We start from the raw sequence: 26,445 nt of genomic DNA on the forward strand, positions 1-26,445 counted from the left end.
ACCGCCGCCTACCAGCGCGCCGGCAGCTCCCGCAGCAGCGCCAGCTGGCGCTGCGTGACCGACACATAGCCTCCCTGCTCCAGGTCCTTCAGCAGCCGACTGACCATTTCCCGCGAGCAGCCGATCTCGCTGGCGATGGCCTGGTGCGTCAGCCGCTCAGCGATTCGCCGCGTGCCATCGGGATTCGGCGCCGAGCGCTCCTCGAGCAGTCGCTTGAGGCGCGAATAGACGTCGAGCAGGGCCATGCTGCGGGCGCTTTCGGTCGCCAGCCTGGCGCGGCGAATCAGCCGCACGATCAGCGCCAGCGCGAAGTCCGGATGCTCGGCAATGTGCTGCAGCAGGGTCTCGCGAGTCACCACGGCGCAGACGGTGGGCTCGATCGCCTCCACGCTGGCGGAGCGTGGACCGCCATCGAGCGACATCTCGCCGACGTACTCGCCGGGCCCGTGCAGGCTCAGCGTGATTTCACGCCCGCGGGAATCAGACAGGAAGGCCCGCAGCCGCCCCGACAGCACGATGTAGACCGAACCGCCCTGTTCTCCCTCCTCGATCAGCAGCGCCCGCGTGCGGTAGCGGCGCTGCACCCCGCGCTGCACCAGTTGCAGAAGTGCGGACGGGAGCGCGGGGGAGTCGGCAACGGATGCTGAGGGCATCCATGGAATATACGGTCAGTCCGTTGTCCTATCGGGACGACCCCGGCCGCGCTCAGTCGACGAGCCTCAAGGCAGAGACGATCTGCGGCATGCGCGAGACGCGATGCACCACCTCGCGGATGCTGCTGCTGCCTGTCTTCTGCCGCACGTTCTTGATGTGAGTGCGCACTGTCGACATCCGAATGCCTTCGAGGCAGGCAATCTCCTCGGCGCCATGGCCGGCGCAGAGTCGGGCCAGCACGTTCTGCTCGGCTCGCGTCAGGTGCCGGGCGCGGGCGAACATCTGCATGGTCAGCATCTCGCAGCCCGGCCGGCGGCTGCAGATCACCAGCACCGTGTCGACCGTTTCGCTGCCGTGCACCGCCGCCAGCGGGATGAAGGCCACCGACAGCGCATCGCTGCCGTCTTCGAGTTCCACGATGCTGCGGCAATCGCGCTCGGCGTCCTTCAAGGCCTGGCGAATCTTCGCCTGGGATGCGGGACTGCCGGCGCACAGCATGCCGTCGCCGTTGCGCAGCGCGTGCGCCGAGGTCAGTTCGCGCCGGGCCGGGAAGTTCGCGTGCAGGATGCGGCCGGTCAGATCCAGCAGCAGCAGCCCATGGTCGATCTCGTCGAGCACCCGGGCCAGCATCCCGGGCTGCAGGGCATCGGGCGGGGCTGCAGTGACGTCTCGGCCGAAGCGCTCGACGTAGGAAATCTGAAAGTCGGCTGCCGTTTCCATGGTGCTCTCCTCATCTGGGGGGATGAAAAGAGTGTGGAAGACTGCGACCCTGTCGTGCGGTGAGTATTGCCGCGCAGTTTGTGATTTATTTACATTCCGCGGCTGGGCTCTCCACCCCGCTCAGCCGGTCAGCCGCTGCAGCGCCTCGCGGTACTTGGCCGCCGTCTTTTCGATCACCTCGGCCGGCAACCGCGGCGCTGGCGGCGTCTTGTCCCAGGGCTTGCCGTTGATCTTGGTGGCCTCGAGCCAGTCGCGCACGAACTGCTTGTCGTAGCTCGGCGGGTTGGCGCCGGCGGCCAGCGCGGCCTCGTAGCCTTCGACCGGCCAGTAGCGGGAGCTGTCGGGCGTCAGCACTTCGTCCATCAGCACCAGCGTGCCGGCTTCGTCGAGACCGAACTCGAACTTGGTGTCGGCGATGATCATTCCCTTGCCCAGTGCGATCTCGGCGGCGGTCTCGTAGATCGTGATGCTGGTCTCGCGGATCTGTTGCGCGAGTGTCGGGCCGACCACCTCGACCACCTTGTCGTAGCTGATGTTCTCGTCGTGCGCGCCGGCCGCGGCCTTGGCCGCCGGCGTGAAGATCGGTCGCGGCAGCTTGCTCGCGTTGGTCAAGCCCTCGGGCAGCGGCACGCCGCAGACCGCGCGGTTGTCCTGGTATTCCTTCCAGCCGCTGCCGGCCAGGTAGCCGCGCACCACGGCCTCGACCGGGATCGGCGTCAGGCGCTTGACCAGCATCGAGCGGCCCTCGACCTGCCGCACCTCCTCGGGGGTGACCACGTTCTCGGGCGCCTCGCCGGTCAGGTGGTTCGGGCACAGGTGGCCGAGCCGGTCGAACCACCACAGCGCCATCCGCGTGAGGATCACGCCCTTGCCTGGAATCGGCTCGCCCATGATGACATCGAAGGCCGAGAGGCGATCGCTCGCGACCATCAGGATGCGGTCGTTGCCGACGGCATAGTTGTCGCGCACCTTGCCGCGCGCCAGCAGCGGAAGGCTCTTGATGGAAGAGGTATGGACGGTGGTCATGGCGAAATGAGTGAAGCGTGACGAGTGACGCCGGAGATTGTGCGCGCGGAGTGGCCCGCGCAGAAAAAAGCCACCGCGAAGGTGGCTTTCAGGCGCAATGGAGGTCTTAGACGACTTCTTGCGCGAGCTCGCCCTTGGCGTACTTGGCGGCGACCACCTGCAGGCTATCGCCCTTGATCTTCGGGCCCTGGCCTTCGCAGCCGAACTCGATGTAGCGCTGCTTGCAGATCAACCGGGCCGCCTCGCGCGCCGGCTTGAGCCATTCGCGGGCATCGAACTTCTCGGGGTTCTCGGCCAGGAACTTGCGCACCGCGCCGGTCATCGCGAGCCGGATGTCGGTGTCGATGTTGATCTTGCGCACGCCGTGCTTGATGGCGTCCTGGATTTCCTCGACCGGCACGCCGTAGGTTTCCTTCATGTTGCCGCCGTACTGGCGAATGATCGCTAGCAGGTCCTGCGGCACGCTCGAGGATCCGTGCATCACCAGGTGGGTATTGGGAATGCGGCGGTGGATTTCCTTGATGCGGTCGATCGCCAGGATGTCGCCGGTGGGCTTGCGGGTGAACTTGTAAGCGCCGTGGCTGGTGCCGATGGCGATCGCCAGCGCGTCGATCTGGGTCCGCTTGACGAAGTCGGCGGCCTGCTCGGGATCGGTCAGCAGCTGCTCGCGGGTCATCGTGGCATCGGTGCCATGGCCATCTTCCTTGTCGCCCTTCATGGTCTCGAGCGAGCCCAGGCAGCCGAGTTCGCCTTCGACCGTGACGCCAACCTTGTGCGCCATGTCGGCCACCTTGCGGGTGACGTCGACGTTGTAGTCGTAGCTGGCGATGGTCTTGCCGTCGGCTTCGAGCGAGCCGTCCATCATGACCGAGCTGAAGCCGAGGTCGATCGCGCCGCGGCACACATCGGGGCTCTGGCCGTGGTCCTGGTGCATCACCAGCGGCACCGTGGGATAGGCTTCGATGGCGGCCTGGATCAGGTGCTTGATGAAGGCCTCGCCCGCGTATTTGCGGGCGCCGGCGCTGGCCTGCAGGATGACGGGCGCGCCGACTTCCTTGGCAGCCTCCATCACGGCCTGAACCTGTTCGAGGTTGTTGACGTTGAAAGCTGGGATGCCGTAGCCATTGGCGGCGGCATGGTCGAGCAGTTCGCGCATCGAGACGAGTGCCATGGGAATACCTCGCGGGAATCTAAGGATGAAGACGAAAGAACTCTCGTGATTCTACCGAGGGCCCCTGTAGGACAGATTCGATGGCCTTTGCGTCGCTGGGGCGCGGCTAGCTGACCCGGCAGATCTTCAGCATGTTGGTGCCGCCCGGCGCCCCCATGGGTTCGCCGCAGGTGATCGCGTAGACATCCCCGGTCTGCACGATGCCGCGCTTCTTGAGGTGGGCCTCGGCCTGATCGAGCGCGGTGTCCCGGTCGCTTTCCGAATCCATCAGCAGCGGCCGCACGTTGCGGTACAGCGCCATCTTGCGCTGGGTCGACAGGCGTGACGTCAGGGCATACATCGGGATGTGGGCCCGGTGGCGGCTCATCCACAGCGGAGTGGAGCCCGACTCGGTTAGCGCGACGATCGCCTTGGCGCCCAGGTGGTGCGCGGTGAACAGCGCCCCCATCGCGATCGACTGGTCGATGCGGGCGTAGTTCTTGCCGCTGAAATCGGCGTCGAGTTGTAGGTCCTCCGCGGCCTCGGCGGCCTCGCAGATGCGGCTCATCTCCTGCACGGTCTCGAGCGGGTAGCGGCCCGAGGCCGTTTCGGCGGAGAGCATCACGGCATCGGTGCCGTCGAGCACCGCGTTGGCGACGTCGCTGACCTCGGCGCGCGTCGGCACCGGGTTGGTGATCATCGACTCCATCATCTGGGTCGCGGTGATGACCACCTTGTCCATCTCGCGCGCCATCCGGATCATCTTCTTCTGCAGCGCCGGCACCGCGGCATTGCCGACCTCGACCGCGAGGTCGCCGCGCGCCACCATGATGCCGTCGCTGGCGCGCAGGATCTCCTCGAGCTTCGGGATCGCCTCGGCGCGCTCGATCTTGGCGATCATCCCGGGCTTGTGGCCGAATTCGGCCGCCGCCACGTTGCACAACTGGCGCGCCATCTCCATGTCGGTGGCGTTCTTCGGGAAGCTCACGGCCACGTAGTCGGCCTGGAAGCTCATCGCGGTCTTGATGTCCTCCATGTCCTTGGCGGTCAGCGCCGGCGCGGTCAGGCCGCCGCCCTGCTTGTTGATGCCCTTGTTGTTGGACAGCTCGCCGCCGAGTCGCACCGTGGTGTGGACCGCATCGCCCTTGACGGCGTCGACCGTCAGCACGATCAGGCCGTCGTTCAGCAGCAGGCTGTCGCCGGGCTTGACGTCGCGCGGCAGGTCCTTGTAGTCGAGGCCCACGGCGTCGACATCGCCGGGCTCGGTGCGCGAGGCATCGAGCACGAATCGGGCGCCGGGCTCGAGCCAGATCTTGCCCTCGGCGAACTTGCCGACCCGGATCTTCGGGCCCTGCAGGTCGGCCATGATCGCCACCTCGCGGCCGCTGCGGCGCGCCGCCTCGCGCACCATCGCGGCCCGGTTGATGTGGTCTTGCGCGGTGCCGTGGCTGAAATTGAGCCGCACCACGCTGACCTTGTAGTGAATCATCTGCTCGAGCAACTCGAGCGTGTTCGAGGCCGGGCCGAGGGTGGCGACGATCTTGGTGGCGTGGCGGGGCAGGCGGGGCGTGCTCATCGTTGCTGTCTCCTGTTTGTATTCCGTACTGTATACACTTTGTGTGGCCTTCGGAAGGGGGCGAACCGCCGTGCCGCCAATCAAGCCGGCGCCGGGCCGCCCCAAGGCGGCTTGCGGCCCCCTTGGGGGGCGGCGAGTACACGAAGTGACGGAGCGTGAGGGCGACTCATCCGGCCGCGCGCTTTGCCAAGATCTCGAAGGCCGGCAGCGTCTTGCCTTCGAGGATCTCGAGGAAGGCCCCGCCACCAGTCGAGATGTAGCCGACCTTGTCCTCGATGCCGTACTTGGCGATCGCGGCCAGCGTGTCGCCGCCGCCGGCGATCGAGAAGGCCTTGCTGTCGGCGATCGCGTGGGCGATGGTCTTGGTGCCGTTGGCGAAGGCATCGAACTCGAACACGCCGACCGGGCCGTTCCAGACGATCGTGCCGGCTTCGCGCAGTTGCGCGGCCAGCAGCTCGGCGGTCTTCGGGCCGATGTCGAGGATCAGGTCGTCGTCGGCGACGTCGCTGGCATCCTTGACGGTCGCCGCCGCATCGGCCGCGAAGGCCTTGGCCGTGACCACGTCGACCGGGATCGGCACCGCTGCACCGCGCGCGCGCATGGCGTCGATCACGGCCTTGGCTTGGTCGAGCAGGTCGGGCTCGGCCAGCGACTTGCCGATCTTCAGGCCGGCGGCCAGCATGAAGGTGTTGGCGATGCCGCCGCCGACGATCAGCTGGTCGACCTTCTCGGCCAGGCTCTCGAGGATGGTCAGCTTGGTGCTGACCTTGGAGCCGGCGACGATCGCCACCAGCGGGCGCTGCGGCTGGGCCAGCGCCTTGGTGATGGCGTCGATCTCGGCCGCCAGCAGCGGGCCGGCGCAGGCGACCTTGGCGAACTGGGCGATGCCGTAGGTGGTGGCTTCGGCGCGGTGCGCGGTGCCGAAGGCGTCGTTGACGTAGATGTCAGTCAGCGCGGCGAGCCTGCGCGCCAGCGCCTCGTCGTTCTTCTTCTCGCCCTTGTTGAGGCGGCAGTTCTCGAGCAGCACGATTTGGCCCGGCGCGACCTGCACGCCGTCGACCCAGTCGGGCACCAGCGGTACTTCACGGCCGAGCAGCTCGCCGAGGCGGGCCGCAACCGGCGCCAGCGAGTCCTCGGGCTTGAACTGGCCCTCGGTCGGGCGGCCAAGGTGCGAGGTCACCATCACCGCGGCGCCGGCGTCGAGCGCCGCGCGAATGCAGGGCACCGAGGCGCGGATGCGGGTGTCCTCGGTGATGCCGCCGCTGTCGTCCTGCGGCACGTTGAGGTCGGCTCGGATGAAAACGCGCTGGCCGGCGACTTTGCCTTGCGCACAGAGGTCAGTGAATCGAAGGACGTTCATGGGTGGCGATCAAATAACGAAGAAGGGGCGCCGCGACGGGCAGCGCCCATTGTAGGTTTCAGCCCGTGAGGCCCGGCTGCTGCACGAACTGCTGGAGCCGCTCGACGAAGCTTGCGGCCGCCGGCGACAGCGAGCGCTTCGCCGCCCCGTAGACGCAGACCTCGCGATGGAAGTCCGGCTGGTCGAGCCGAACCATTTGCAGGCCATGGGCCCGCACCAGCGAGACCGAGTAGGTCGGGCAGACCGTCAGCCCGAGTCCCGAGGCGACCATGCCGAGCGCGGTGGTCATGTACGAGACCTCCTGAGTGGTCGCGCGCAGCATCAGCGCGCGCGCATCGGCGGCCAGCTCGGGCAGCACGCGCTGACGGAAGTCGCGCGTCGGCGCGATGAAGGTGTAGGGGCCGAGTTCGCTCCAGCGCACCTTGCGCCGGCGCGACAGCGGATGGCCGGGCGGGCAGATCAGCCAGTGGCGGTCGCGGAACAGCGTGCGGCGCTCGACCAGCGCCGCATCCACCGCCACGTCCTGGCCAACCGCCAGCTCGACCTCGCCCGATAGCAGGCCGTCGAGCAGGTGCTCGGGCAGCGTGTCGGCCAATCGCACGTCGATGTCCGGGTGCCCCTCGCGATAGGCGGCGATGACGCGCGGCATCAGCGTGCAGGCCATCAGCTGCGGCGCCGCCAGCCGCAGCACGCCTTTCTTCTTGTCGCGCAGGTCGGTGACGCCGGCCACCGCGCCGGCCAGGTCGGCCAGCAGGCGCTGCACCGAAGGCTGGAACTCGCGCCCGGCCTCCGACAGCAGCACGCGCCGCGTGTGCCGGTCGAACAGCTGCACGCCCAACTCGCGCTCGAGCTCGCGCACCAGCACGCTGAGCGCCGACTGGGTCAGATGCAGGGTCGCGGCCGCGGCGGTAAAGCTGCCGGTCTCGGCCACGGCAGCGAAGGCGCGCAATTGGCGCAGGGTCAGATTCATGGTCATTCTTCATCAATCGATGAATTTATTTCGATTGAATCATAAGAAGAATCGCGGCCCAATCCGCCCCGAGCCCCCAGAAGGAGACAGCCATGCCATCGCCAACACCACCGCCCGTGCCCGTGCGCGGACTGCACCACTTCGCCTGGCGCTGCCGCGACAGCGAAGAGACCCGCCGCTTCTATGAAGACCTGCTGGGCCTGCCGCTGGTGCACGTGATCAAGAGCGACCACGTGCCGAGCACCGGCGAGTACTGTCCCTACGTCCACATCTTCTTCCAGATGCGCGACGGCGCGTACATCGCCTTCTTCGACCTCGGCGACGACATCGCGGCGCTGCCGTCCCCCAACACGCCGGCCTGGGTCAACCACATCGCGCTGCGCGTCGATTCGGTGGCCGACCTGCTGGCGGCCAAGGCCAGGCTCGAGGCGGCCGGGGTCGAGGTGCTGGGCCCGACTGACCACCACATCATCGAATCGATCTACTTCTTCGATCCGAACGGGATCCGCGTCGAGCTGACCACGCCGACCGTGCCGCAGGCCGAGATGGAGGCCCATGCCCTGCATGCGCGCGCCGACCTCGACGCCTGGACGCTGCGCAAGGCCGGCCTGCGCGCCGCCGCTGCCGTAGAGGCTCCCCATGCCTGAGCTGCAACTCGCCGTCATCGACGTCAAGCCCGGGGCCTCGCTCGAGAGCCAGTCGGGCCTGCAGATGCTGCGCCCGCGGATCTACGGTGCGTACCAGGTGCCGTCCGGTCCGAAGAAGGTCGCGGCCATCTTGATGCATCCAACCAGCAACTTCATGGGCCACTACCTGATCGCACCGCTGGCCGCGCGCGGCATCTGCTGCATGGGGTTGAACTCGCGCTACATGGGCAACGACACGGTGCTGCTGATGGAGCGCGCGATCCAGGACCTGGGCGCCGGCGTGCAGTTCCTTCGCACCGCCGGCTACGAGAAGGTGCTGCTGGTCGGCAACTCGGGCGGCGCCGCGCTGGCCAGCTTCTACCAGGCGCAGGCCGAGCAGCTCACGGCGCACCACTTCCCGGATGGCGACCCGACGCACCTGCACCCGGACGACCTGCCACCAGTCGACAGCATTGCGTTGTGTGCGGCACACCAGGGTCGCTCGAAGCTCATGCGCGACTGGATCGACCCGTCGGTCACCGACGAGCACGATCCGCTGTCGGTCGATCCCGAGCTAGACATGTATGACCCCCGCCATGCGCTGCCCTACGGCGCCGAGTTCCTGGCCCGCTTCAGCGCAGCGCAGAAGGCGCGGCTCGACCGCATCGAGCACTGGGCGCTCGACCGGCTCCGGCTGCTGCGCAGCACGCCGGGTGCCCCGCGCGACCAGGCCTTCATCGTCTACCGCACGCACGCCGATCCGCGCTGCGTGGACCTGTCGATCGATGCCAACGACCGCGCACCCGGCAGCGTCTGGGGCGATGCGCGGCAGGTGAACTACTCGGCCAATGCGATGGGCCGCACCACCTCGCTGACCGCCTTCCTGTCGCAATGGTCCTCGCGCTCGCAGGCCGACGGGCCGACGAATCTGGCGCGCACGACTGTGCCCAAGCTGCTCTTGACCTACACCGGCGACCAATCGACCTTCCCGAGCACGCGCGATGTGTGGCTGGCGGCTGGCGGCGCGCGCATCCGCAACGTCGACATCGTCGGCGGCAACCATTACCTGGCGGGCCAGCCGGAGCTGGTGGAGCAAGCCGCCGATGCGATCGCCGAATGGGCGCACGCACTGTGAGCACTGGGATGGAAACGTACCACTTCGCACCCGCGTACGAACTGCCGAGCTGGCCCTTCGTGCCGCCGCCCGAACTGGGCAGCGACGCCACCGTGCGCCATCCGATCGTGATCGTCGGCGCCGGCCCGGCCGGGCTGACGCTGGCCTGCGACCTCGCGCGCCGCGGCGTGCGCGCCGTGCTGCTCGACGAGGACGACACGGTCGGCGTGCGCGGCGCCTCGTCGCGCGGAATCTGCTACGCCCAGAAGAGCCTCGAGATCTTCGCGCGCCTCGGCATCTACGAGCGCATCGCGGAGAAAGGCATCACCTGGTCCTTCGGCCGTACCTTCTCGAACGAGCAGGAGGTCTATAACTTCAACCTGAAGACAGACAGCGTCTCGGTGCAGCCGCCCTTCATCAACCTCCAGCAGTTCTATGTCGAGTGGTTCCTGGTCGACCGCATCATCGAACTGGGTCTGACCGACCTGCGCTGGAAGAACCGCGCGACGCAGGTGACGCCGCTCGCCGACGGCGTTCGCGTCGACGTCGAGACACCCGCCGGCAGCTACACGATCGAAGCCGACCACCTGATCGATGCCACCGGCGCCAACAGCCCGATCCGCACCCAGCTCGGCATCGACGCGCACCCGTCGCGCAGCACCGACCGCTGGTGCATCAGCGACGTGCGCTTCAAGAAGCCGCTGCCGACCGAGCGCTGGACCTGGGTCGACGCGCCTTTCAACGAAGGCCGCGCCGTCTGGCAGCACCTGATGGGCGACGGCGTCTGGCGCATCGACTACCAGATGCCCGAGGATTGCGACACGGCCCACATCAGCAAGCCCGAAGTGGCCGGTGCGCGCCTGCGCGAGCAGCTCGGGCCGGGGGTGGAGTTCGAGTTCGTGTGGATCGGGCCCTACGGCTACCGCGACCACCTGCTCGACAACTTCCGGCACGGCCGCATCGTGTTCATCGGCGACTCGGCGCATGTCGTGAGCCCCTTCGGCGCGCGCGGCGGCAACAGCGGGATCCAGGACGCGGCCAACCTCGGCTGGAAGCTGGCATTGGTCGCGCAGGGCCTTGCCGGCGACGCGCTGCTCGACACCTACGACGCCGAGCGGCGTCCCGCTGCGGTGGAGAATCGGCGCGTCACCAGCCGCTCGGCACGCTTCCTGGCGCCGCGATCGCCGGCCGAGCACACGCTGCGGCGCGCGGTGGTGGCGCTGGCGTCGCGCCATGCCTTCGCTCGCGCGCTCGTCAACACGGGCCGCATGTCGGTGGCCAATGACTATCCGGCGGCGACCCACCTGCCCGAGGGCGGGCGGAGCGTGCAGAACCTGCCGCTGCACCACCTCGACGGAACATCGACCACTCTCATGGAACTGCTGGCCGACGGCACCCGATGCCTCGGCCTCTGGTTCGCGCCGACGCCCGCCGAAGCCGCGGCGGTGGCCGACCTCGCGGCTTCGCTCCCGCTGCGGCTCGTGGCCGTCGGCGGCGACAGCGGGCTGCCCACGCTGCAGCCCGCCGAGATGCTGGCGCGCCATCTCGGCGATCCGGCAGACGGCAGCCTGTGCATCGTGCGCCCGGATGCCTATCGCGCCGCGCTGCTGACCGACCCGACGCCGGCATCCATCTCGGCCGCGGTCCACACCGCACTGGCGCATCCGGATTGAACGGCTACCAGCCCAGGCCCAGGTGCAGCGGCAGGTACACCGCCATCCCCGCCAGCATCGTCCCCAGCACGCCGCGGCGCCAGAAGAAGTAGACGGCGCCGGCGGCGGCGCCGTAGAGCCGGGCGTCCTGCCAGGTCGAGACCAGGTGACCCTGCGTCATGACGACCTCGGGCGCGATCACCGCCGCCAGCGCGGCCGCGGGCGCGTAGTGCAGTGCACGGTGGGCCCACTCCGGCAGGCCCCAGGGCCGGTCGAGAATAAAGAAGAAGCAGCGCGTGAGCACGGTGACGCCGGCCAGGCCAAGGATCACCGCCAGGGTCCAGAAATCCGTCCCATCAAACAATGCCCTCACTTGTCGTCCTCCGCGTCGACATCGAGCCCGAACTGCTTCTCGAGCGAGAAGCAGGCCAGCACCGCGACGCCAATGGCGACCACGATGTTGAGCTTGAGCGGCAGGGCGTAGGCTGCCACCGCGGTGGCCGAGGCGATCAGCACCGCCAGCAGCCGCAGCCGGGTGGTCGCCATCGAACACACGATCGCCACCAGGCTCAGCACGCCGGCGAAGCCCAGGCCCCAGCTTTGCGGAATCATGTTGGCCAGCACGATGCCGAGCAGGCTCATGCCCATCCAGGCGCACCAGGTCACGCAATAGTTGCCGGTGAGATAGGCCTCCTGCGCCTGCTTCTCGGCCAGAGTGACCGGCGGCTGCGCGTACTTGCGGGTGAAGAGCGCATAGCTCATGTCGGCCGTGAGGTAGCCATGGGTCATGCGGCGCCAGCGGGGCATGTGCATCAGGTAGGGCCGCAAGTGCAGGCTGAAGACCACGAAGCGCAGGTTGACGCAGAAGCCCGTGGCCAGGACCACCCACGCCGGCGCGCCAGCGATCAGCAGAGGAATGGCTGCCAGCTGCGAGCTGCCGGCGTACACCAGCAGCGTCATTGCCACCGACTCGAACACGCTCATGCCCGACTTGAGCATCGCCACGCCGGTCATGAGGCCCCAGGCGCCGATGCCGACCGCGACCGAAGACATGTCGCGCACGCCCTGGCGGAACTCCGGCTGGCGCCGGATCGCAGAGGACAGGAACATCAGGAGCGGTTCACCGGCCGAACACTTGGCCCGGCTTGAGGTCGAAGCCGCGCAGGAAGTCGGCGACCGCCAGGCGCTTGCCGCCGGCACGCTGCAGTTCGGTGACCCGCAGGACGGAATCCTTCGCCGCCACCGCAATGCCTGAAGGCGTGACGGCCAGGACCGTCCCCGGCGCCTCGCCCGGCACGCCCGGCTGGGCATCGGCGGCCCAGAACTTGATCGTCTCGCGGTCGAGCACGCTGCTGGCGCCCGGGAACGGGTCGAAGGCACGCACCCGGCGCATGATCGTGGCGGCATCCAGCGACCAGTCGATCAAGGCCTCGGCCTTCTCGACCTTGTGCGCGTAGGTCACGCCTTTGGCGGGCTGCGGCTCGGCCGTCAGGGGGCCGGCAGCAGCCTGCCGCAATGCATCGACGATCAGCCGCCCGCCCATCTCGGCCAGCCGGTCGTGCAGCCGCGCGGTCGTGTCGTCGCCGATGGCCAGCGACTCGCGCATCAGCATGCCGCCGGTGTCGAGGCCAGCGTCCATCTGCATAATCGTGACGCCGGTTCGGGAGTCGCCGGCCTCGATGGCGCGATGGATCGGCGCCGCGCCGCGCCAGCGCGGCAGCAGGCTGGCGTGGATGTTGAGGCAGCCGAGCCGCGGCGCATCCAGCACCCATTGCGGCAGGATCAGGCCGTAGGCCGCGACCACCATCACGTCGGGCTGCGCGGCGGCGATGGCCTCGCGCGCAGCGCTGGCGTCGTCCGGATACTTGCCGTCGAGGCGCAGGCTGCGCGGCTGCGCCACCGGCCAGCCGCGGTTCAGCGCGAGTTGCTTCACCGGCGAGGCCTGCAGCTTCATGCCCCGGCCGGCCGGGCGGTCGGGCTGGGTCAGTACGAGGACGACCTCGAACCCGGCCGTCGCGATCGCCTCCAGCGCGACCCGGGCGAATTCGGGCGTGCCCGCAAACGCGACTTTCATTGGTCGGTCATGAGCCGACGCAGGTCGTCGGCCGTGTGATAGTGCTCGACCACGCCGTCCAGGTCGATGTAGATATAGAGGATGCGCGGATTGTTGAGCGACTGGTAGCGCCAGGCCCAGACGTCGCCGTCGAACGGGCGCACCGTCGAAATCTCGAACGGCCGGCCGTAGCTGCGCAACACGTCATCGACCCGCCAGACGCCGGGCTGGATCGTGTTGTCGAACATGCCGTCCTCGAGTTCCTGGCGGATGACGACCACCCGGCCGCTGGCGTCGAGGTCGACGTTGTTGACCGTGATACCTGACGGCGCACGTGAATACTGGAGCCGCTCGCCGCCGCCGGGCATGGCGTAGGTAGCGGTCGGATTGCCGAGTTTCTGCAGCGCTTCGGCCCGGGTGCTGCCGATCGGCAGCCGCGTCGGATCGAGCGCACATCCGGACAGCGCCAAGACCAGCGCCACCGCCACGGGCCACAGGCGCTGCGTGGTCAACGCCGCCCTTCGCGCTGTTCCGATTTCTGCTCTTCGCGCTGCTGCTTGAGCAGCTTGCTCTTGATCCGATTGCGCTTCAGCGGCGACAGGTATTCGACGAACACCTTGCCCAGCAAATGGTCGAGCTCGTGCTGGATGCAGACCGCCAGCAGGCCCTCGGCCTCGATCGCCTGCGGTTCGCCCTCGGCATCGAGCGCGGTCACGCGCACGGAAGTGGAGCGCTCGACGCCATCGTAGATGCCCGGCACCGAGAGGCAGCCCTCTTCGTTGAGCACCTTGTCGTCGCTGGCCCAGACGATCTCGGGGTTGATCAGCACCAGCGGCTTGTTGCGTTCTTCGGAGATGTCGATCACGACCAGGCGCTCGTGGACGTCGACCTGGGTCGCGGCCAAGCCGATGCCGTTGGCGTCGTACATGGTCTCGAGCATGTCCGCGACCAGCGTCTTGATGCGCGCATCGACACCCTGCACCGGCTTGGCCACCGTATGCAAGCGCGGGTCCGGGTAACTCAAAATGTTTCTTTTAGCCATGAAAGCGAGGAAAAGTTGTCGCTATTTTCGCCATTTCCGCGACGCGTTGCCGGTGAACTCCCCGAATACGTTGCCCTATCAAGGGCTTCAGCGCAAAATTCGTAGCAAATTGTGAGGATTCGTACATCCTGCGTGGCGTAGTGTGTGCACACCATCAAACCATGACCAAACTCCGAATCAGCGAAAGCTCGCGCCCCCGCCTCTTGACCACCCTGGCGACTGTCGCCCTGGGGGTTGCCGGTGCCGCGACCGCTTTCGCGCAGAATTATCCGGTCACGCCACAACAGCGCGCCGTGGCCCAGCAGACGGCCCAGGCCGGCATCCCGATCGGCGAGCTGGCCCCGAACGCGCCCGACGAATACACGGTCAAGCCCGGCGACACGCTGTGGGCGATTTCCCGGCTCTACCTGCGCAGCCCGTGGCGCTGGCCCGAGCTCTGGGGCATGAACCTCGGCGAAATCTCGAACCCGCACCGGATCTACCCGGGCCAGGTGCTCTTCCTCGAAAAGAGCGGCGGCCGCGCCCGCCTCAGCACGCGCCGCGGCGGCGCCGCCGATGGCACGGTCAAGCTGTCGCCACGCACCCGCTACGAGTCGATGTCGGGGATGGCGCTGCCGACCCTCAACCCGAGCCTGATCGAACCCTTCCTGAGCGAGCCGATCATCGTCGACGAGGACACGCTCCTGACCGCGCCCCACATCGTGGCTGGCAACGACAGCCGCGTGCTGCTGGCCCGCGGCGACCGCGCCTACGCGCTGGGTGACGCGAACTCCCCGCTGATCGAGACCGCCGGCCCGATCAAGACCTTCCGCATCTTCCGCAATGCGACACCGCTGTTCGACCCCGCCAGCGGCGAACTCCTCGGCTACGAAGCGGCCTACCTCGGCAAGGCCCAACTCAAGCGCAGCCAAAACATCGCCAGCCAACTGGTCGACGGCAAGGAGGTCGCGAACGTGGTCCCGGCCACCATCGACATCGTGGCGGCGCGCGAGGAAATGCGCGCCGGCGACCGCCTGCTGCCCGAGCCCCAGCGCCAGTTGCTGAGCTACGCACCGCGGGCGCCCGAACAGATCGTCAACGGACGCATCGTCTCGGTCTACGGCAACGCCGTGCAGTTCGCGGCCCAGAACCAGGTGGTGGTGATCAACAAGGGGACGCGCGACGGCATCGAGGCCGGCCACGTGCTGGCCATCCTGAAGAACGGCGACACCATCGTCGACCGCGCCGCCACCCCCAATTACACCGGCAAGGAAGTGCTCAAGCTGCCGAACGAACGAATCGGCCTGCTGATGGTGTTCCGCCCCTTCGAGAAGGCGTCCTATGCGCTGGTGCTCGAGATCAACGATACCCCGCGGATTGGCGACTTGCTGGTCAACCCCTGATGTGAGCACCATCTTGGCGTGGAACGCGACGAACTTGCGAGCTGGCTTCGCCTCTCGCTGACGCCAGGCATCGGGAACGTCGTCGCCCGCACGCTGCTCGCGGCCTTCGGCCTGCCGGCCGGCATCTTCGCCCAGTCGCATGAAGCCCTGCTGCAGGTCGCCGGCAGCGCGCAGGCCGAGGCGCTGCAGCACGAGCCGGTCGAGCTGGCCGCGTTGCTCGAGCGCACCCTCGATTGGCTGCGCGGCACCGACGCCGAGGGCGCCACGCGCCGCATCCTGACGCTCGGCGACCCGGGCTACCCGGCCTCGCTGCTCGAGACCGCCGATCCGCCGCTGATGCTCTATCTTCTCGGTGCACCCGCCTTCGAGCTCGCGCAGCTGGATTGCAGCATCGCGATGGTCGGCAGCCGCAATCCGACGGCGCAAGGCGCCGGGAATGCGCGGGCGTTCGCGCGGGCATTCGGCGAAGCCGGGATCCCCGTGGTCTCGGGCCTGGCGCTCGGCATCGACGGCGCAGCCCACGAGGGCGCGCTCGAGGCCGGCGGACCCGAGCGGCTGGCCACGGTGGCGGTGGTCGGAACCGGGCTCGATCGCGTCTTTCCGGCCCGGCATCGCGCGCTGGCGCACCGGATCGCCGCCCGGGGCCTGGTCGTCAGCGAGTACCCCCTGGGCACGCCGCCCCTGAACCAGAACTTCCCGAAGCGCAATCGCATCATCGCGGGACTCACGCGCGGCACGCTGGTGGTCGAGGCCGCGCTGCGCTCCGGTTCGCTGATCACGGCCCGACTCGCGGTCGAGCAGGGCCGGGAGGTGTTCGCGATCCCGGGCTCGATCCATTCGCCGCAATCGCGCGGCTGCCACGCGCTGATCCGGCAGGGCGCCAAGCTGGTCGAATCGGTCGGCGACGTGCTGGAGGAACTGCGCCTGGCCGATGCGCCTCGGCCGTCCATGCCCGAAGCGCTGGACGAGGCGACCGAAACGGCGCTGCTGCGCGAGCTCGGATTCGATCCCGTCAGCCTCGACGCCCTGTGCGCCCGCACCGGTTTCAACCCGGYGATGCTGCAGGCCCAACTGCTCGAACTCGAACTGGCGGGCCGCATCGCCCGCCTGCCCGGCGGCCTGTTCCAGCGCATTGGGCTCGGTTGAGCCACAGGCTGCGTCGCGTCGACGCAACTTTCGTCGAGCGGCGCTTCGGGTGGGCTATATTGAACCCATGTTCGAAGTGCTCGTGTATGTCTACGAAAACTACTGGCGCGGCGACGCCTGYCCCGAACCCGAGCAGTTGGGGCGCAAGCTCAGCGCGCAGGGCTTCGATGCAGACGAGATCCGCGAGGCGCTGCACTGGCTCGACGGTCTGAGCCTGGCGACGCGAGGCGTCCAGCTCGACCGCCACGCCGACGGCCTCAGCGCCACCGTCTTGCCGGGCACGGCGGCCGATGCCGCGATTCCCCAGTCGGCCGATGCCATGCGCGTCTACTCGACCGCCGAGCAGGAGCATATCGGCGCCGAATGCCTGGGCTTCATCAGTTTCCTCGAGTCCGCCGGCGTGCTGCCGGCCGGCATGCGCGAGATCGTGATCGAGCGTGCCATGGCCACCCCGGGCGAGCCGCTGGCGCTCGACGAGCTTAAGATCATCGTGCTGATGGTGCATTGGAGCACCGGCGTCGAGCCCGACGCGCTGGTGCTCGACGAGCTCTGCGACGACGCGACAGATCGCGTCGCGCACTAGCTCCAACTAGCCGCTAGTTCAACAATCTTTCGGGATTGGCGTCCAGCTTGGCCAGCGCCTCGCGCGTCGCCCGCACGGTCAGGGTTTCCTCTTCGGCCGGCACCAGCAGGCCGGCCTGCAGGTAGGAGGCTAGGCGCCCGACCTGGATCAGGAAGCTGCGGCCGTCGCTCGACGCGAACAGATGCAGCTGTTTGCGGTCGCTGCGCCAGACGAACTGGACCTGGTTGACCCGGTCGTTGTGGTCGAGCATGAACCAGGTCCCGACCTGCAGTTCGTGGGCCCAGGCCAGCATGTCCTCGCTGACCTTGGTGCCGGTGTCGGGCACCACTTCGATCGAAGCGGCATCGACTCCGAGCAGCAGTTCGATGCTTCCCGCGTCGAGCGGCAGTTCGGTCATGCCCTCGTCGGAAACGAAGTCCTCGAGGTTGGCCAGGCGCTTCGCCATGGCCTCGATCTTGGCCGGCGGGATTGCCTCGGTCTTCGACAGGAAGGCATCGGACAGGGTCGCGCCGATGGTCTTGATGTGCACTTCCTGAGGGTCGCCCACGATGGCCAGCAGCGTCATGCCCTGACGCAGCCGCTGCAGCAGCTTCGGCAAATCCTGGATGACACGGGTCCGGTCGTTGCGGTTGGGCTTGGCACTGGCCGCCCACACGAGATCGGAGGCGACCCGTTTCAGGGTCACGGTCTGTTCGTCCTGCGCGCCATAGCGAAGGGCGGCAATGGCAAGCACCTCGGCCCAGACCTTGAACAGGAACTCGCGGATCTCCTCGCGCACCGGCATGTCGTTGAGCATCTTGCGCAACTCGATGGTGTACTGGATCGCCATCGTCTCCTTCTGCTCGACCTGCTGCGCGACGCTCATCACCCGCTGGGTGGTGTCGCTCTGCGTCAGGTACTTGTTGAGGAAGACGACGAATTCGTCGAACACCAGCTTGAACACGCGCTGGCCGGTTTCGGGGTATTGCTCGATCACCTGGACCACGCGGCGGATCTCGCCTTCGAGCGCGCTGCCCGAGATCGCAGCGGCGTCGAAGCCCATCACGCAGGAGCCCATGCGGTCGATCAGCATGCGCGCCGGATGCTGCAGGGTGCCGAAGAACTCCGGCTCGGCGATGGCCACGCGCAGCACCGGCATCTGCAGCCGCGCGAACCAGACCCGGGCCGAGAACGGAATCCGCTCCTCGGCCAGGATGGCCTGGAACATCAGCGCCACGATCTCGACCGTCGCCTTGTCAGCGGTGGTGGGCGCCTTCTTCTTGAGTTCGCTGGAGCGGCGCCGAAGTTCGGCCGAGGCATGGTGGATCGCCGTGGCCTCCTCGCCGACCACGTACCGCGAGGCCGCGACCTGGTAGGCCGCCTCGGCGTCGGCAATGGCCGCGACGAAGGCGGGCGAAGCGCCGCCGGCAACCATGCCGCCGCCCATCCCACCCACCATCTGGCTGCCGGCCTGGCCGCGCGGCTGGGTGATGTCGCCGCCGATGCGCGCGGTGACGAAACGCTTGAGATTGAGCAGCACGCCCTGGGCCCGCTGGCGCGCCATCAGCAGCGGCGAGCCGCCGGTGGCGACCAGGGTGTCGCCGCCCGCCTGGCCGGGACCGGCCGTGCCACGCCCGACGCCGATGGCGGCGGGCGCGAAGCTCCCGGCGGGCACACCGAAGCCGCCCGGCACCATCTGGGGCTGGCCGGCGATGCCCATTGGGGCGCTGCCTCCCGCGAAGCTGCCGCCCAGTGCCGCGTTGCCGGAACTGACCGAACCGGTGCGCCGGACGAAACTCTTGAGGTCGATCTCGGGCATCACGTCCTTGGCGACCAGGAAAGCGTTGGCGTCCTTGTAGGCCTTGACCACGGGCTCGACCATGTGCTGCTGGACCTGGTCCTGCACCCTGGTCCAGAGGCTGCGGCTCAGGCCCGTGGCCAGCCACTGGTCGACCAGGACCTTGGCCAGCGCCTCGGGCTTGAGAATGTCCTTGGCGCTCAGCTCTTGAGTTCCTTCGAGGTGCTGGATGCGCAGCCGCAAGTCATTCAGCTCGAAGTTGGCCTTGTCCTGGATCGCCTGCGCGAGCCGCGACGACAGGATGCTGGTCTCGACCACTTCGTCGCCGATCAGCTCGAGGCTCGCCAAGGAATTGGAGCTCGGCCCCTCGGCCGTGCTGCCGGCCAGCGCCTTGCGCCAGGCCGCCCGCGACTGCGACACCCAGTTGGCGCCCTGGGCCTCGAAGGCCAGGAATCCGTCGCGGTTCTCCTGCATCTCGCGCGAGTTTCCGACCTGCGCGGCCAGGGCAGTCAGGCGATCGCGGACCGCCTGGCCGATCGGCGCGATCAGCGGCTCGGTGGCGGAGACGAAACGCTCGCGTGTCTCACGGGAGAGTTGGAGGGAAGCTGCATGGGACCGCGGGGTCATGGATGGTCAGGACGGCAATTGTTTCGTTTCGACGGCAGGCACGAGCTTGCATCGGGAAGCGTAACCGCACAAGAGCCCTCCATGCTCGGCTACCCCAGGTTCAGACTGTCGCGCCGGCGTTCGGGTCATTCGGATCGCCGTCCCGCTTGACCGGCCCCTTGACCAGGTCCTCGCGCTTCACGCCCAGCCACATGGCGATGGCCGCCGCCACGAAGGCCGACGAGTAGATGCCGAAGCAGATGCCGATGGTCAGGGCCAGCGCGAAGTAGTGCAGGGTCGGGCCGCCGAAGAAGAACATCGAGAGCACCACCAGCTGGGTCGAACCGTGCGTGATGATGGTCCGGCTGATGGTCGAGGTGATCGCGCTGTCGATCACCTCGGGGGTGCTCAGCTTGCGGTAGCGGCGGAAGTTCTCGCGCACACGGTCGAAGATCACCACCGACTCGTTGACCGAGTAGCCCAGCACCGCCAGCACCGCCGCCAGCACCGCCAGCGAGAACTCCCACTGGAAGAAAGCGAAGAAGCCCAGGATGATGACCACGTCGTGCAGGTTGGCGAGCACGGTGGCCAGGGCGAACTTCCATTCGAAGCGGAAGGCCAGGTAGATCATGATGCCGACCACCACCATGCCGAGCGCCTTGAGGCCGTTGGTGGTCAGTTCCTCGCCGACCTGCGGGCCGACGAACTCGTTGCCGCGCAGGGTCGCGGTCGGGTCGACCGCCTGCAGCGCGGCCATGACCTGCTCGCTCTGCTGGGCCGAGGTCTGGCCCTTCTGCACCGGCAGGCGGATCTGGACGTCGCGCGAGGTGCCGAAGTTCTGCACCTGCACGTCCTGGTAGCCGAGCTTGGAGATGGTCGCGCGCACCTTGCCGACGTCGACCGACTGCTGGTAGGCGACTTCCATGACCGTGCCGCCGGTGAACTCCACCGACAGGTGCAGCCCGCGGTGGAACAGGAAGAAGACCGCCAGCGCGAAGGTGATGAAGGACACCGCGTTCAGCACCAGCGCGTGGCGCATGAACGGGATCGTCCTGTGTATCCGGAAGAATTCCATTTGTCGTGTCCCTTATTTCGCGTTGGCCACGGCGGTGGTGTCCGGCTTCCAGACGGTGCCGATCGACACCGTCTTGAGCTTCTTTTTGCTGCCGTACCAGAAGTTCACCAGCCCGCGCGAGAAGAACACGGCCGAGAACATCGAGGTGACGATGCCGATGCAGTGCACCACCGCGAAGCCGCGGATCGGGCCGGAGCCGAAAGCCAGCAGCGCCACGCCGGCGATCAGCGTGGTGACGTTGGAGTCGAGGATGGTGCCCCAGGCGCGCTCGTAGCCGGCGTGAATGGCGGCCTGCGGCGAGGCGCCGCCGCGCAGTTCCTCGCGGATGCGCTCGTTGATCAGCACGTTGGAGTCGATCGCGACGCCGATGGCCAGCGCCATGGCGGCGATGCCGGGCAGGGTCAGCGTGGCCTGCAGCATCGAGAGGATCGCCACCAGAAGCAGCAGGTTGACCGCCAGCGCGATCGACGAGAAGACGCCGAACAGCGCGTAGTACAGGCACATGAACACCATGATCGCGGCGAAGCCGTACATCACGCTGTCGAAGCCCTTCTTGATGTTGTCGGCGCCCAGGCTGGGGCCGATGGTGCGTTCCTGGATGATCTCCATCGGCGCCGCCAGCGAGCCGGCGCGCAGCAGCAGCGCCAGGTCGTTGGCCTCGACCACGCTCATCGAGCCGGAGATCTGGAAGCGGTTGCCGAGTTCGCCGTTGATCGACGGCGCGGTCAGCACCTCGCCCTTGCCCTTCTCGAAGATCAGCATCGCCATGCGCTTGCGGAAGTTCTCGCGGCTGACGTCGCGCATGATGCGCCCGCCCTTGGCGTCCATGGTCAGGTCGACCTTGGGCTGCTGGGTCTGGGAGTCGAAGCCGGGTTGGGCGTCGGTGAGGTTCTCGCCGGTCACCAGCACCTGCTTCTTGACGATCACCGGACGGCCCTGGCGGTCGAGGAACTTCTCCGAGCCGAAGGGCACCGGGCCGGTGCCGAGCTCGGCCGCGCGGCCTTCGGCGCTTTCGTCGACCAGGCGCATCTCGAGCGTGGCGGTGCGGCCCAGGATGTCCTTGGCCTTGGCGGTGTCCTGGACGCCGGGCAGCTGGACCACGATGCGGTCCAGGCCCTGCTGCTGGATCACGGGTTCGGCCACGCCGAGTTCGTTGATCCGGTTGTGCAGGGTCGTGATGTTCTGCTTCAGGGCCGCGTCCTGCAGCCGGCGCACGGCTTCGGGCTTGATCGAGGCGACCAGCTTGAAATCGGTGCCTTCCTGGCTCTCGACGCCGGTCAGGTCGGGGAACTGGTCCTGCAGCAGCCGCTTGGCGGCGTCCAGGCCGGCGGCATCGCGGAAACGCATCTCGACGGTCTGGCCGTTGCGGCTGACCGCGCTGCCGCGCACGCTCTTGTCGCGCAGGCCGGTGCGCAGGTCGCTGGCGAAGGATTCGGCGCGCTTGTCGATGGCGCCCTTCATGTCGACCTGCAGCAGGAAGTCGACGCCGCCGCGCAGGTCGAGGCCCAGGTACATCGGGAATGCGTGCAGCGCCGCGAGCCAGCTCGGCGAGCGCGACACCAGGTTCAGCGCCACCGTGTAGGGCGGGTCGCTCGGATCGGGCACCAGGGCCCGCTGCAGCGTGTCGCGCGCCTTCAACTGGTCGTCGGTGGTGGCGAAGCGGGCCCGCACCGAGGTGGCGTCGAGCGTCAGGAGGTCGGGCGCCAGCCCGGCGACCTTGAGCGCCTCGGCCACACGGGCCTGCGTGCCGGCGTCGACCTTGACGGTCGACTTGGCCGACGAGACCTGCACCGCAGGCGCCTCGCCGAAGAAATTGGGCAGGGCATAGACAAGCCCCACCAGCAGCACGATCACGATGATCGCGTACTTCCAGACCGGGTAACGGTTCATCGATTCAACCTTCAGGGGCGCGCGGTGTCCGGCGCCCGCGTTGTAGCTCTACTTACTTGATCGCGCCCTTGGGGAGCACCTGCACGACGGCGCTGCGCTGGATCTGGACCTCGACGCCCTTGGCGATCTCGATCGTCAGGTACTGCTCGCCGAGCTGGGTGATCTTGCCGAGCATGCCGCCGGAGGTGGCGACCTCGTCACCCTTGGCCAGGGCCTCGATCATGGCGCGCGCTTCCTTCTGGCGCTTCATCTGCGGGCGGATCATGACGAAGTAAAGGACCACGAACATCAACACCAGCGGCAGCATGCTGCCAAGCGAGGACATCATGTCGCCACCACCGGCAGCGGGCGCGGTCTGGGCGAAAGCAGAGGAAATGAACAAGGGAGTCTCCAACAGAGGGAAAGAAGAGGAGCGCCGGCCTTGGATGGGAAAAGGGCCCGGCGGTTCCGCGGCCGCACCCAGCAGCCACGCAGCGCGGGGCCAAGCCGCCGCGCACAGCACCGGGCATTGTATAGAGGGCAGACGACCCTATTCCGGGGCCGTGCTTGGGGTTTTCGGGGCTTGGCAGCCCCGGGCACTCAGGCCACGGCGCGCGGGGCCTGCGGGTTGCGCCACTTGGCCATGAGTTCGGCCCAGCGCACCCGCGCGGCGGCCAGATTGCGCTCCTTGACGTGGCCGTAGCCGCGGATCTGTTCGGGAAGGCTGGCGATTTCCAGCGCTGTGGCGTGGTTGCCAGCACTCAAGCCGGCGATCACCTCTTCGATGCTGGCGCGGTATTCGCCGATCAGCGCGCGCTCGGCCTTGCGCTCCTCGGTGCGGCCAAAGAGGTCGAGCGCGGTGCCGCGCAGGCCCTTGAGCTTTGCCAGAAGCCTGAAGCCGGTCAGCATCGCCGGGCCGAACTTCTGCTTCTGCAACTCGCCCTTGGTGTTCTTCTTCGCGATGATCGGCGGCGCCAGGTGGTAGTTGAGCTTGAAGTCGCCCTCGAACATGCCTTCGACGCGGTCGAGGAAGCTGCGGTCGATGTGCAGTCGCGCAACCTCGTACTCGTCCTTGTAGGCCATCAGCTTGAACAGGTAGCGCGCCACCGCCTCGGTCAGGCTGGTCTTGCCGAGCGCCGACTCGGTCTGCTGCACCTTGGCGACGAAGGCCTTGTACTCGCCGGCATAGGCGGCGTTCTGGTAGCCGGTCAGGAATTCGACGCGGCGGGCCACCAGGCTCTCAACCGTCTCGCGCTTCTTGAACTCGATGACCTGCCCCGGCTGCATGCGTTTCTGCAGCTCCGCCGGTCGCTGGGCGGCCTGGCGGCCCCACTCGAAGGCCGTCTTGTTGTTGTCGATGGCCACCGCATTGAGCTCGATGGCCCGCATCAGCGACTCGTGGGCGAGCGGGATCCAGCCCTTCTGCCAGGCGAAGCCCAGCAGCATCGGGTTGGCATACAGGCTGTCGCCCATCAGCGAGGTCGCCGCGGCATCGGCATCGAAGGCGCCGACTGCATCGGCGCCCACCATGCGCGCGATCTCGTTTGCGCAATCGTCCTGCGGATTGACCCAGTTGGCATCGCGCACGAAGGCCGCGGTCGGCGTGCTGTGGCTGTTGAGCGCGACGTTGGTGCGCCCCTCGCGCATGCGCGCCGTGGTCTCGGCGTTGACCGCAACCAGCGGGTCGGCGGCCAGCACCAGGTCGGCCGCGGCGGTGCCGACGCGGGTGGTCCGGATCGAATCCTGGGTGTCGCCGATCAGCACGTGGCTCCAGGTCGCGCCGCCCTTCTGCGCCAGGCCGGCCGCGTCCTGCGTGACGATGCCCTTGCCCTCGATGTGCGCGGCCATGCCGAGCAGCTGGCCGATGGTGATCACGCCGGTGCCGCCGACGCCGGCCACCACGACGCCCCAGACCTGGCCGTTGCCCAGCGCCGGCAGCACCGGGTCGGCCAATGCGCCTAGTTCGACCGGGGAGGCGCCCTTGCTCTTCGACTTCTTCTTGAGCTGGCCGCCCTCGACCGTCACGAAGCTCGGGCAGAAACCCTTGAGGCAGCTCATGTCCTTGTTGCAGGTGCTCTGGTTGATCGTGCGCTTGCGGCCGAACTCGGTCTCGAGCGGTTCCACCGACAGACAGTTGCTCTTGACGCTGCAGTCGCCGCAGCCTTCGCAGACCAGCTCATTGATCACCACGCGCACCGCCGGGTCGACCGCCGTGCCGCGCTTGCGGCGGCGGCGCTTCTCCGTGGCGCAGGTCTGGTCGTAGATGATGGCCGTGGTGCCCTTGATCTCGCGGAACTCGCGCTGGATCTCGTCGAGCTCGTCGCGGTGACGCACCTTGACGTGGTCGCCGGGCACCGTCACGCCTTCGTATTTCTCGGGCTCGTCAGTGACCACCACCACCTTGACCGCGCCTTCGGCATGGAGGCTTTCGGCGATCTGCAGCACCGAATGGCCTTCGGGGCGCTCGCCGACCTGCTGGCCGCCGGTCATCGCGACCGCGTCGTTGTAGAGGATCTTGTAGGTGATGCTGACGCCGGCCGCGATGCTCTGGCGGATCGCCAGCAGGCCGCTGTGGAAGTAGGTGCCGTCGCCGAGATTGGCGAAGATGTGCTGGTCGGTGGTGAAGGGCTGCTGACCGACCCATGGCACGCCCTCGCCCCCCATCTGCGTGAAGCCGATGGTCGAGCGGTCCATCCAGGTCGCCATGAAGTGGCAGCCGATGCCGCCCATCGCGCGCGAGCCTTCGGGCACCACGGTGCTGGTGTTGTGCGGGCAGCCCGAGCAGAACCAGGGCTGGCGCGTCGCGTCGGCGGCACCGAGCGACTTCGGCGCCGCCATCGCGCGCTCCTTGGCCTCGAGGATCGCCAATTGGGCGTCGATGCGCGCCGCCATGTCGGCGCCGGCCGCGGCCAGCAGCCCGGTCTTCTTGAGGCGCTGGGCGATCGCCTTGGCGATCAGTGCCGGGTTCAGGTCGGCGTTGGCGCGCAAAAGCGTGTGCGCAGTCGGGTTCGGCACCGACCATTCACCGCCCGAATAGCCTTCGGCCTCGTGGACCTCGCCTTCGTCGAACTTGCCGACCACGTTGGGCCGCACATCGCCGCGCCAGTTGTAGAGCTCTTCCTTGAGCTGGTACTCGATGACCTGGCGCTTCTCCTCGACCACCAGGATCTCCTGCAGGCCGGTGGCGAACTCGCGCGTGAGCTGGGCCTCGAGCGGCCACACCACCGCGACCTTGTGCAGCCGGATGCCAAGCTGCCGGCAGGCCGCGTCGTCCAGGCCGAGGTCGATCAAGGCCTGGCGCGTGTCGTTGAAGGCCTTGCCGCTGGCCATGATGCCGAAGCGGTCGTTCGGCCCTTCGATCACGTTGTGGTTGAGCCGGTTGGCGCGGATGTAGGCCAGCGCGGCGTACCACTTGTAGTGCATCAGACGCGCTTCCTGTTCGAGCGCATGGTCGGGCCAGCGGATGTGCAGGCCGCCGGGCGGCATCTGGAAGTCGGTCGGGATCACGATCTCGACCCGCTCGGGATCGATCATCGCGGTGGCGCTCGATTCGACGATCTCCTGGATCGTCTTCATGCCCGACCAGATGCCGGCGAAACGGCTCATCGCGAAGGCATGGATGCCGAGGTCGAGGATTTCCTGCACGTTGGCCGGGAAGAACACCGGTGTGCCGCAGGCCTTGAAGATGTGGTCGCTCTGGTGCGCCGCGGTCGAGCTCTTGGAGATGTGGTCGTCGCCGGCCACCGCGATGACGCCGCCGAACTCCGTCGTGCCGGCCATGTTGGCATGCTTGAAGACGTCGGAGCAGCGGTCGACGCCCGGCCCCTTGCCATACCAGATGCCGAAAACGCCGTCGAACTTGTTGGTGCCGGGCGGCGAGAAGCCCAGCTGCTGCGTGCCCCACAACGCGGTGGCCGCGAGCTCCTCGTTGACGCCGGGCTGGAAGACGATGTTCTGCGCCTTCAGGTACTTGCTGGCCTTCCACAGCGCCTGGTCGTAGCCGCCGAGCGGCGAGCCGCGGTAGCCGCTGATGAAGCCGGCCGTGTTCTTGCCCCGCTGCTGGT

General features: G+C 67.9%; 23 protein-coding genes. 6 read left to right on the forward strand and 17 right to left on the reverse strand.

All coding sequences use genetic code 11. From position 1 onward, the window contains the following. Positions 1-8: 8 nt before the first annotated feature. The 7 genes from AC1DY5_RS00490 to AC1DY5_RS00520 form a co-directional block, all read right to left on the reverse strand. Entirely contained in the window at positions 9-653 is a 645-nt protein-coding gene (locus tag AC1DY5_RS00490; RefSeq protein WP_478107286.1) for a Crp/Fnr family transcriptional regulator, read from the reverse strand. 52 nt (positions 654-705) lie between these two features. Beyond that, a complete protein-coding gene (locus tag AC1DY5_RS00495) occupies positions 706-1,374 on the reverse strand; it encodes a helix-turn-helix transcriptional regulator (protein ID WP_478107288.1) in 669 nt (222 codons plus the stop codon). Positions 1,375-1,494: 120 nt separating this feature from the next. Continuing rightward, positions 1,495-2,400, reverse strand: coding sequence for a phosphoribosylaminoimidazolesuccinocarboxamide synthase (locus AC1DY5_RS00500; protein ID WP_478107290.1), 906 nt, complete (start codon positions 2,398-2,400; stop codon positions 1,495-1,497). A gap of 106 nt (positions 2,401-2,506) precedes the next feature. After that, on the reverse strand, positions 2,507-3,571 hold the full coding sequence (gene fba, locus AC1DY5_RS00505; protein ID WP_478107291.1) for a class II fructose-bisphosphate aldolase: 1,065 nt from the start codon (positions 3,569-3,571) through the stop codon (positions 2,507-2,509). A gap of 106 nt (positions 3,572-3,677) precedes the next feature. Then, positions 3,678-5,126, reverse strand: coding sequence for a pyruvate kinase (gene pyk, locus AC1DY5_RS00510; protein WP_478107293.1), 1,449 nt, complete (start codon positions 5,124-5,126; stop codon positions 3,678-3,680). 166 nt (positions 5,127-5,292) lie between these two features. Continuing rightward, positions 5,293-6,486 (reverse strand): phosphoglycerate kinase, encoded by a 1,194-nt coding sequence (locus tag AC1DY5_RS00515; RefSeq protein ID WP_478107295.1) that lies wholly within the window; start codon positions 6,484-6,486, stop codon positions 5,293-5,295. 58 nt (positions 6,487-6,544) lie between these two features. After that, the gene (locus tag AC1DY5_RS00520; RefSeq protein WP_478107297.1) at positions 6,545-7,456 is read right to left on the reverse strand and encodes a LysR family transcriptional regulator; all 912 of its coding nucleotides are present in this window, start codon (positions 7,454-7,456) and stop codon (positions 6,545-6,547) included. A 92-nt stretch (positions 7,457-7,548) separates the two neighbouring features. On the opposite strand from AC1DY5_RS00520, the gene AC1DY5_RS00525 reads away from it, so the two are divergent. From AC1DY5_RS00525 to AC1DY5_RS00535, 3 genes are read left to right on the forward strand one after another with little or no spacing between them, the layout of a single operon-like run. Then, complete coding sequence (locus AC1DY5_RS00525) at positions 7,549-8,103, forward strand: VOC family protein (RefSeq protein ID WP_478107299.1); 555 nt, start codon at positions 7,549-7,551, stop codon at positions 8,101-8,103. Further along, positions 8,096-9,217 (forward strand): alpha/beta fold hydrolase, encoded by a 1,122-nt coding sequence (locus AC1DY5_RS00530; RefSeq protein ID WP_478107301.1) that lies wholly within the window; start codon positions 8,096-8,098, stop codon positions 9,215-9,217. The genes AC1DY5_RS00525 and AC1DY5_RS00530 overlap by 8 nt, the downstream gene beginning before the upstream one ends. Positions 9,218-9,225: 8 nt before the next feature. After that, positions 9,226-10,869 carry an FAD-dependent oxidoreductase gene (locus AC1DY5_RS00535; protein ID WP_478107303.1) on the forward strand — a complete coding sequence of 548 codons (1,644 nt, stop codon included), beginning with the start codon at positions 9,226-9,228 and terminating at the stop codon, positions 10,867-10,869. Positions 10,870-10,873: 4 nt separating this feature from the next. Here the strand turns inward: AC1DY5_RS00535 and AC1DY5_RS00540 are convergent, their stop codons facing one another. From AC1DY5_RS00540 to def, 5 genes are read right to left on the reverse strand one after another with little or no spacing between them, the layout of a single operon-like run. After that, positions 10,874-11,221 carry an AzlD domain-containing protein gene (locus AC1DY5_RS00540; protein WP_478107305.1) on the reverse strand — a complete coding sequence of 116 codons (348 nt, stop codon included), beginning with the start codon at positions 11,219-11,221 and terminating at the stop codon, positions 10,874-10,876. Next, on the reverse strand, positions 11,218-11,958 hold the full coding sequence (locus AC1DY5_RS00545; RefSeq protein ID WP_478107307.1) for an AzlC family ABC transporter permease: 741 nt from the start codon (positions 11,956-11,958) through the stop codon (positions 11,218-11,220). The genes AC1DY5_RS00540 and AC1DY5_RS00545 overlap by 4 nt, the downstream gene beginning before the upstream one ends. 10 nt (positions 11,959-11,968) lie before the next feature. Further along, complete coding sequence (fmt, locus tag AC1DY5_RS00550) at positions 11,969-12,922, reverse strand: methionyl-tRNA formyltransferase (protein WP_478107309.1); 954 nt, start codon at positions 12,920-12,922, stop codon at positions 11,969-11,971. Next, positions 12,919-13,413: a hypothetical protein gene (locus AC1DY5_RS00555; protein WP_478107311.1), complete on the reverse strand. Its 495-nt coding sequence runs from the start codon at positions 13,411-13,413 to the stop codon at positions 12,919-12,921. The genes fmt and AC1DY5_RS00555 overlap by 4 nt, the downstream gene beginning before the upstream one ends. Further along, positions 13,410-13,943, reverse strand: coding sequence for a peptide deformylase (def, locus tag AC1DY5_RS00560; RefSeq protein ID WP_478107313.1), 534 nt, complete (start codon positions 13,941-13,943; stop codon positions 13,410-13,412). The genes AC1DY5_RS00555 and def overlap by 4 nt, the downstream gene beginning before the upstream one ends. A 161-nt stretch (positions 13,944-14,104) precedes the next feature. Here def and AC1DY5_RS00565 point away from each other — a divergent pair, with 161 nt between their 5' ends. From AC1DY5_RS00565 to AC1DY5_RS00575, 3 genes are all read left to right on the forward strand, one after another. Beyond that, positions 14,105-15,325, forward strand: coding sequence for a LysM peptidoglycan-binding domain-containing protein (locus AC1DY5_RS00565; protein ID WP_478107315.1), 1,221 nt, complete (start codon positions 14,105-14,107; stop codon positions 15,323-15,325). Positions 15,326-15,343: 18 nt separating this feature from the next. Beyond that, a complete protein-coding gene (gene dprA, locus AC1DY5_RS00570; RefSeq protein WP_478107317.1) occupies positions 15,344-16,471 on the forward strand; it encodes a DNA-processing protein DprA in 1,128 nt (375 codons plus the stop codon). Between the two features lie 67 nt (positions 16,472-16,538). Then, a complete protein-coding gene (locus AC1DY5_RS00575; protein ID WP_478107319.1) occupies positions 16,539-17,054 on the forward strand; it encodes a Smg family protein in 516 nt (171 codons plus the stop codon). Between the two features lie 13 nt (positions 17,055-17,067). Here AC1DY5_RS00575 and AC1DY5_RS00580 read toward each other — a convergent pair whose 3' ends face one another. From AC1DY5_RS00580 to AC1DY5_RS00600, 5 genes are all read right to left on the reverse strand, one after another. Next, positions 17,068-19,458, reverse strand: coding sequence for a DUF1631 family protein (locus AC1DY5_RS00580; protein WP_478107321.1), 2,391 nt, complete (start codon positions 19,456-19,458; stop codon positions 17,068-17,070). Positions 19,459-19,558: 100 nt separating this feature from the next. Further along, on the reverse strand, positions 19,559-20,512 hold the full coding sequence (gene secF, locus AC1DY5_RS00585; protein ID WP_478107323.1) for a protein translocase subunit SecF: 954 nt from the start codon (positions 20,510-20,512) through the stop codon (positions 19,559-19,561). Positions 20,513-20,524: 12 nt separating this feature from the next. Next, positions 20,525-22,402 (reverse strand): protein translocase subunit SecD, encoded by a 1,878-nt coding sequence (gene secD / locus AC1DY5_RS00590; RefSeq protein ID WP_478107325.1) that lies wholly within the window; start codon positions 22,400-22,402, stop codon positions 20,525-20,527. 52 nt (positions 22,403-22,454) lie between these two features. Continuing rightward, positions 22,455-22,784 carry a preprotein translocase subunit YajC gene (gene yajC / locus AC1DY5_RS00595; RefSeq protein ID WP_478107327.1) on the reverse strand — a complete coding sequence of 110 codons (330 nt, stop codon included), beginning with the start codon at positions 22,782-22,784 and terminating at the stop codon, positions 22,455-22,457. 197 nt (positions 22,785-22,981) lie between these two features. Next, a partial coding sequence (locus tag AC1DY5_RS00600; RefSeq protein WP_478107329.1) for an indolepyruvate ferredoxin oxidoreductase family protein occupies positions 22,982-26,445 on the reverse strand: 3,464 nt, incomplete at its 5' end.

This window comes from Variovorax sp. P4_D9, from assembly GCF_056401695.1.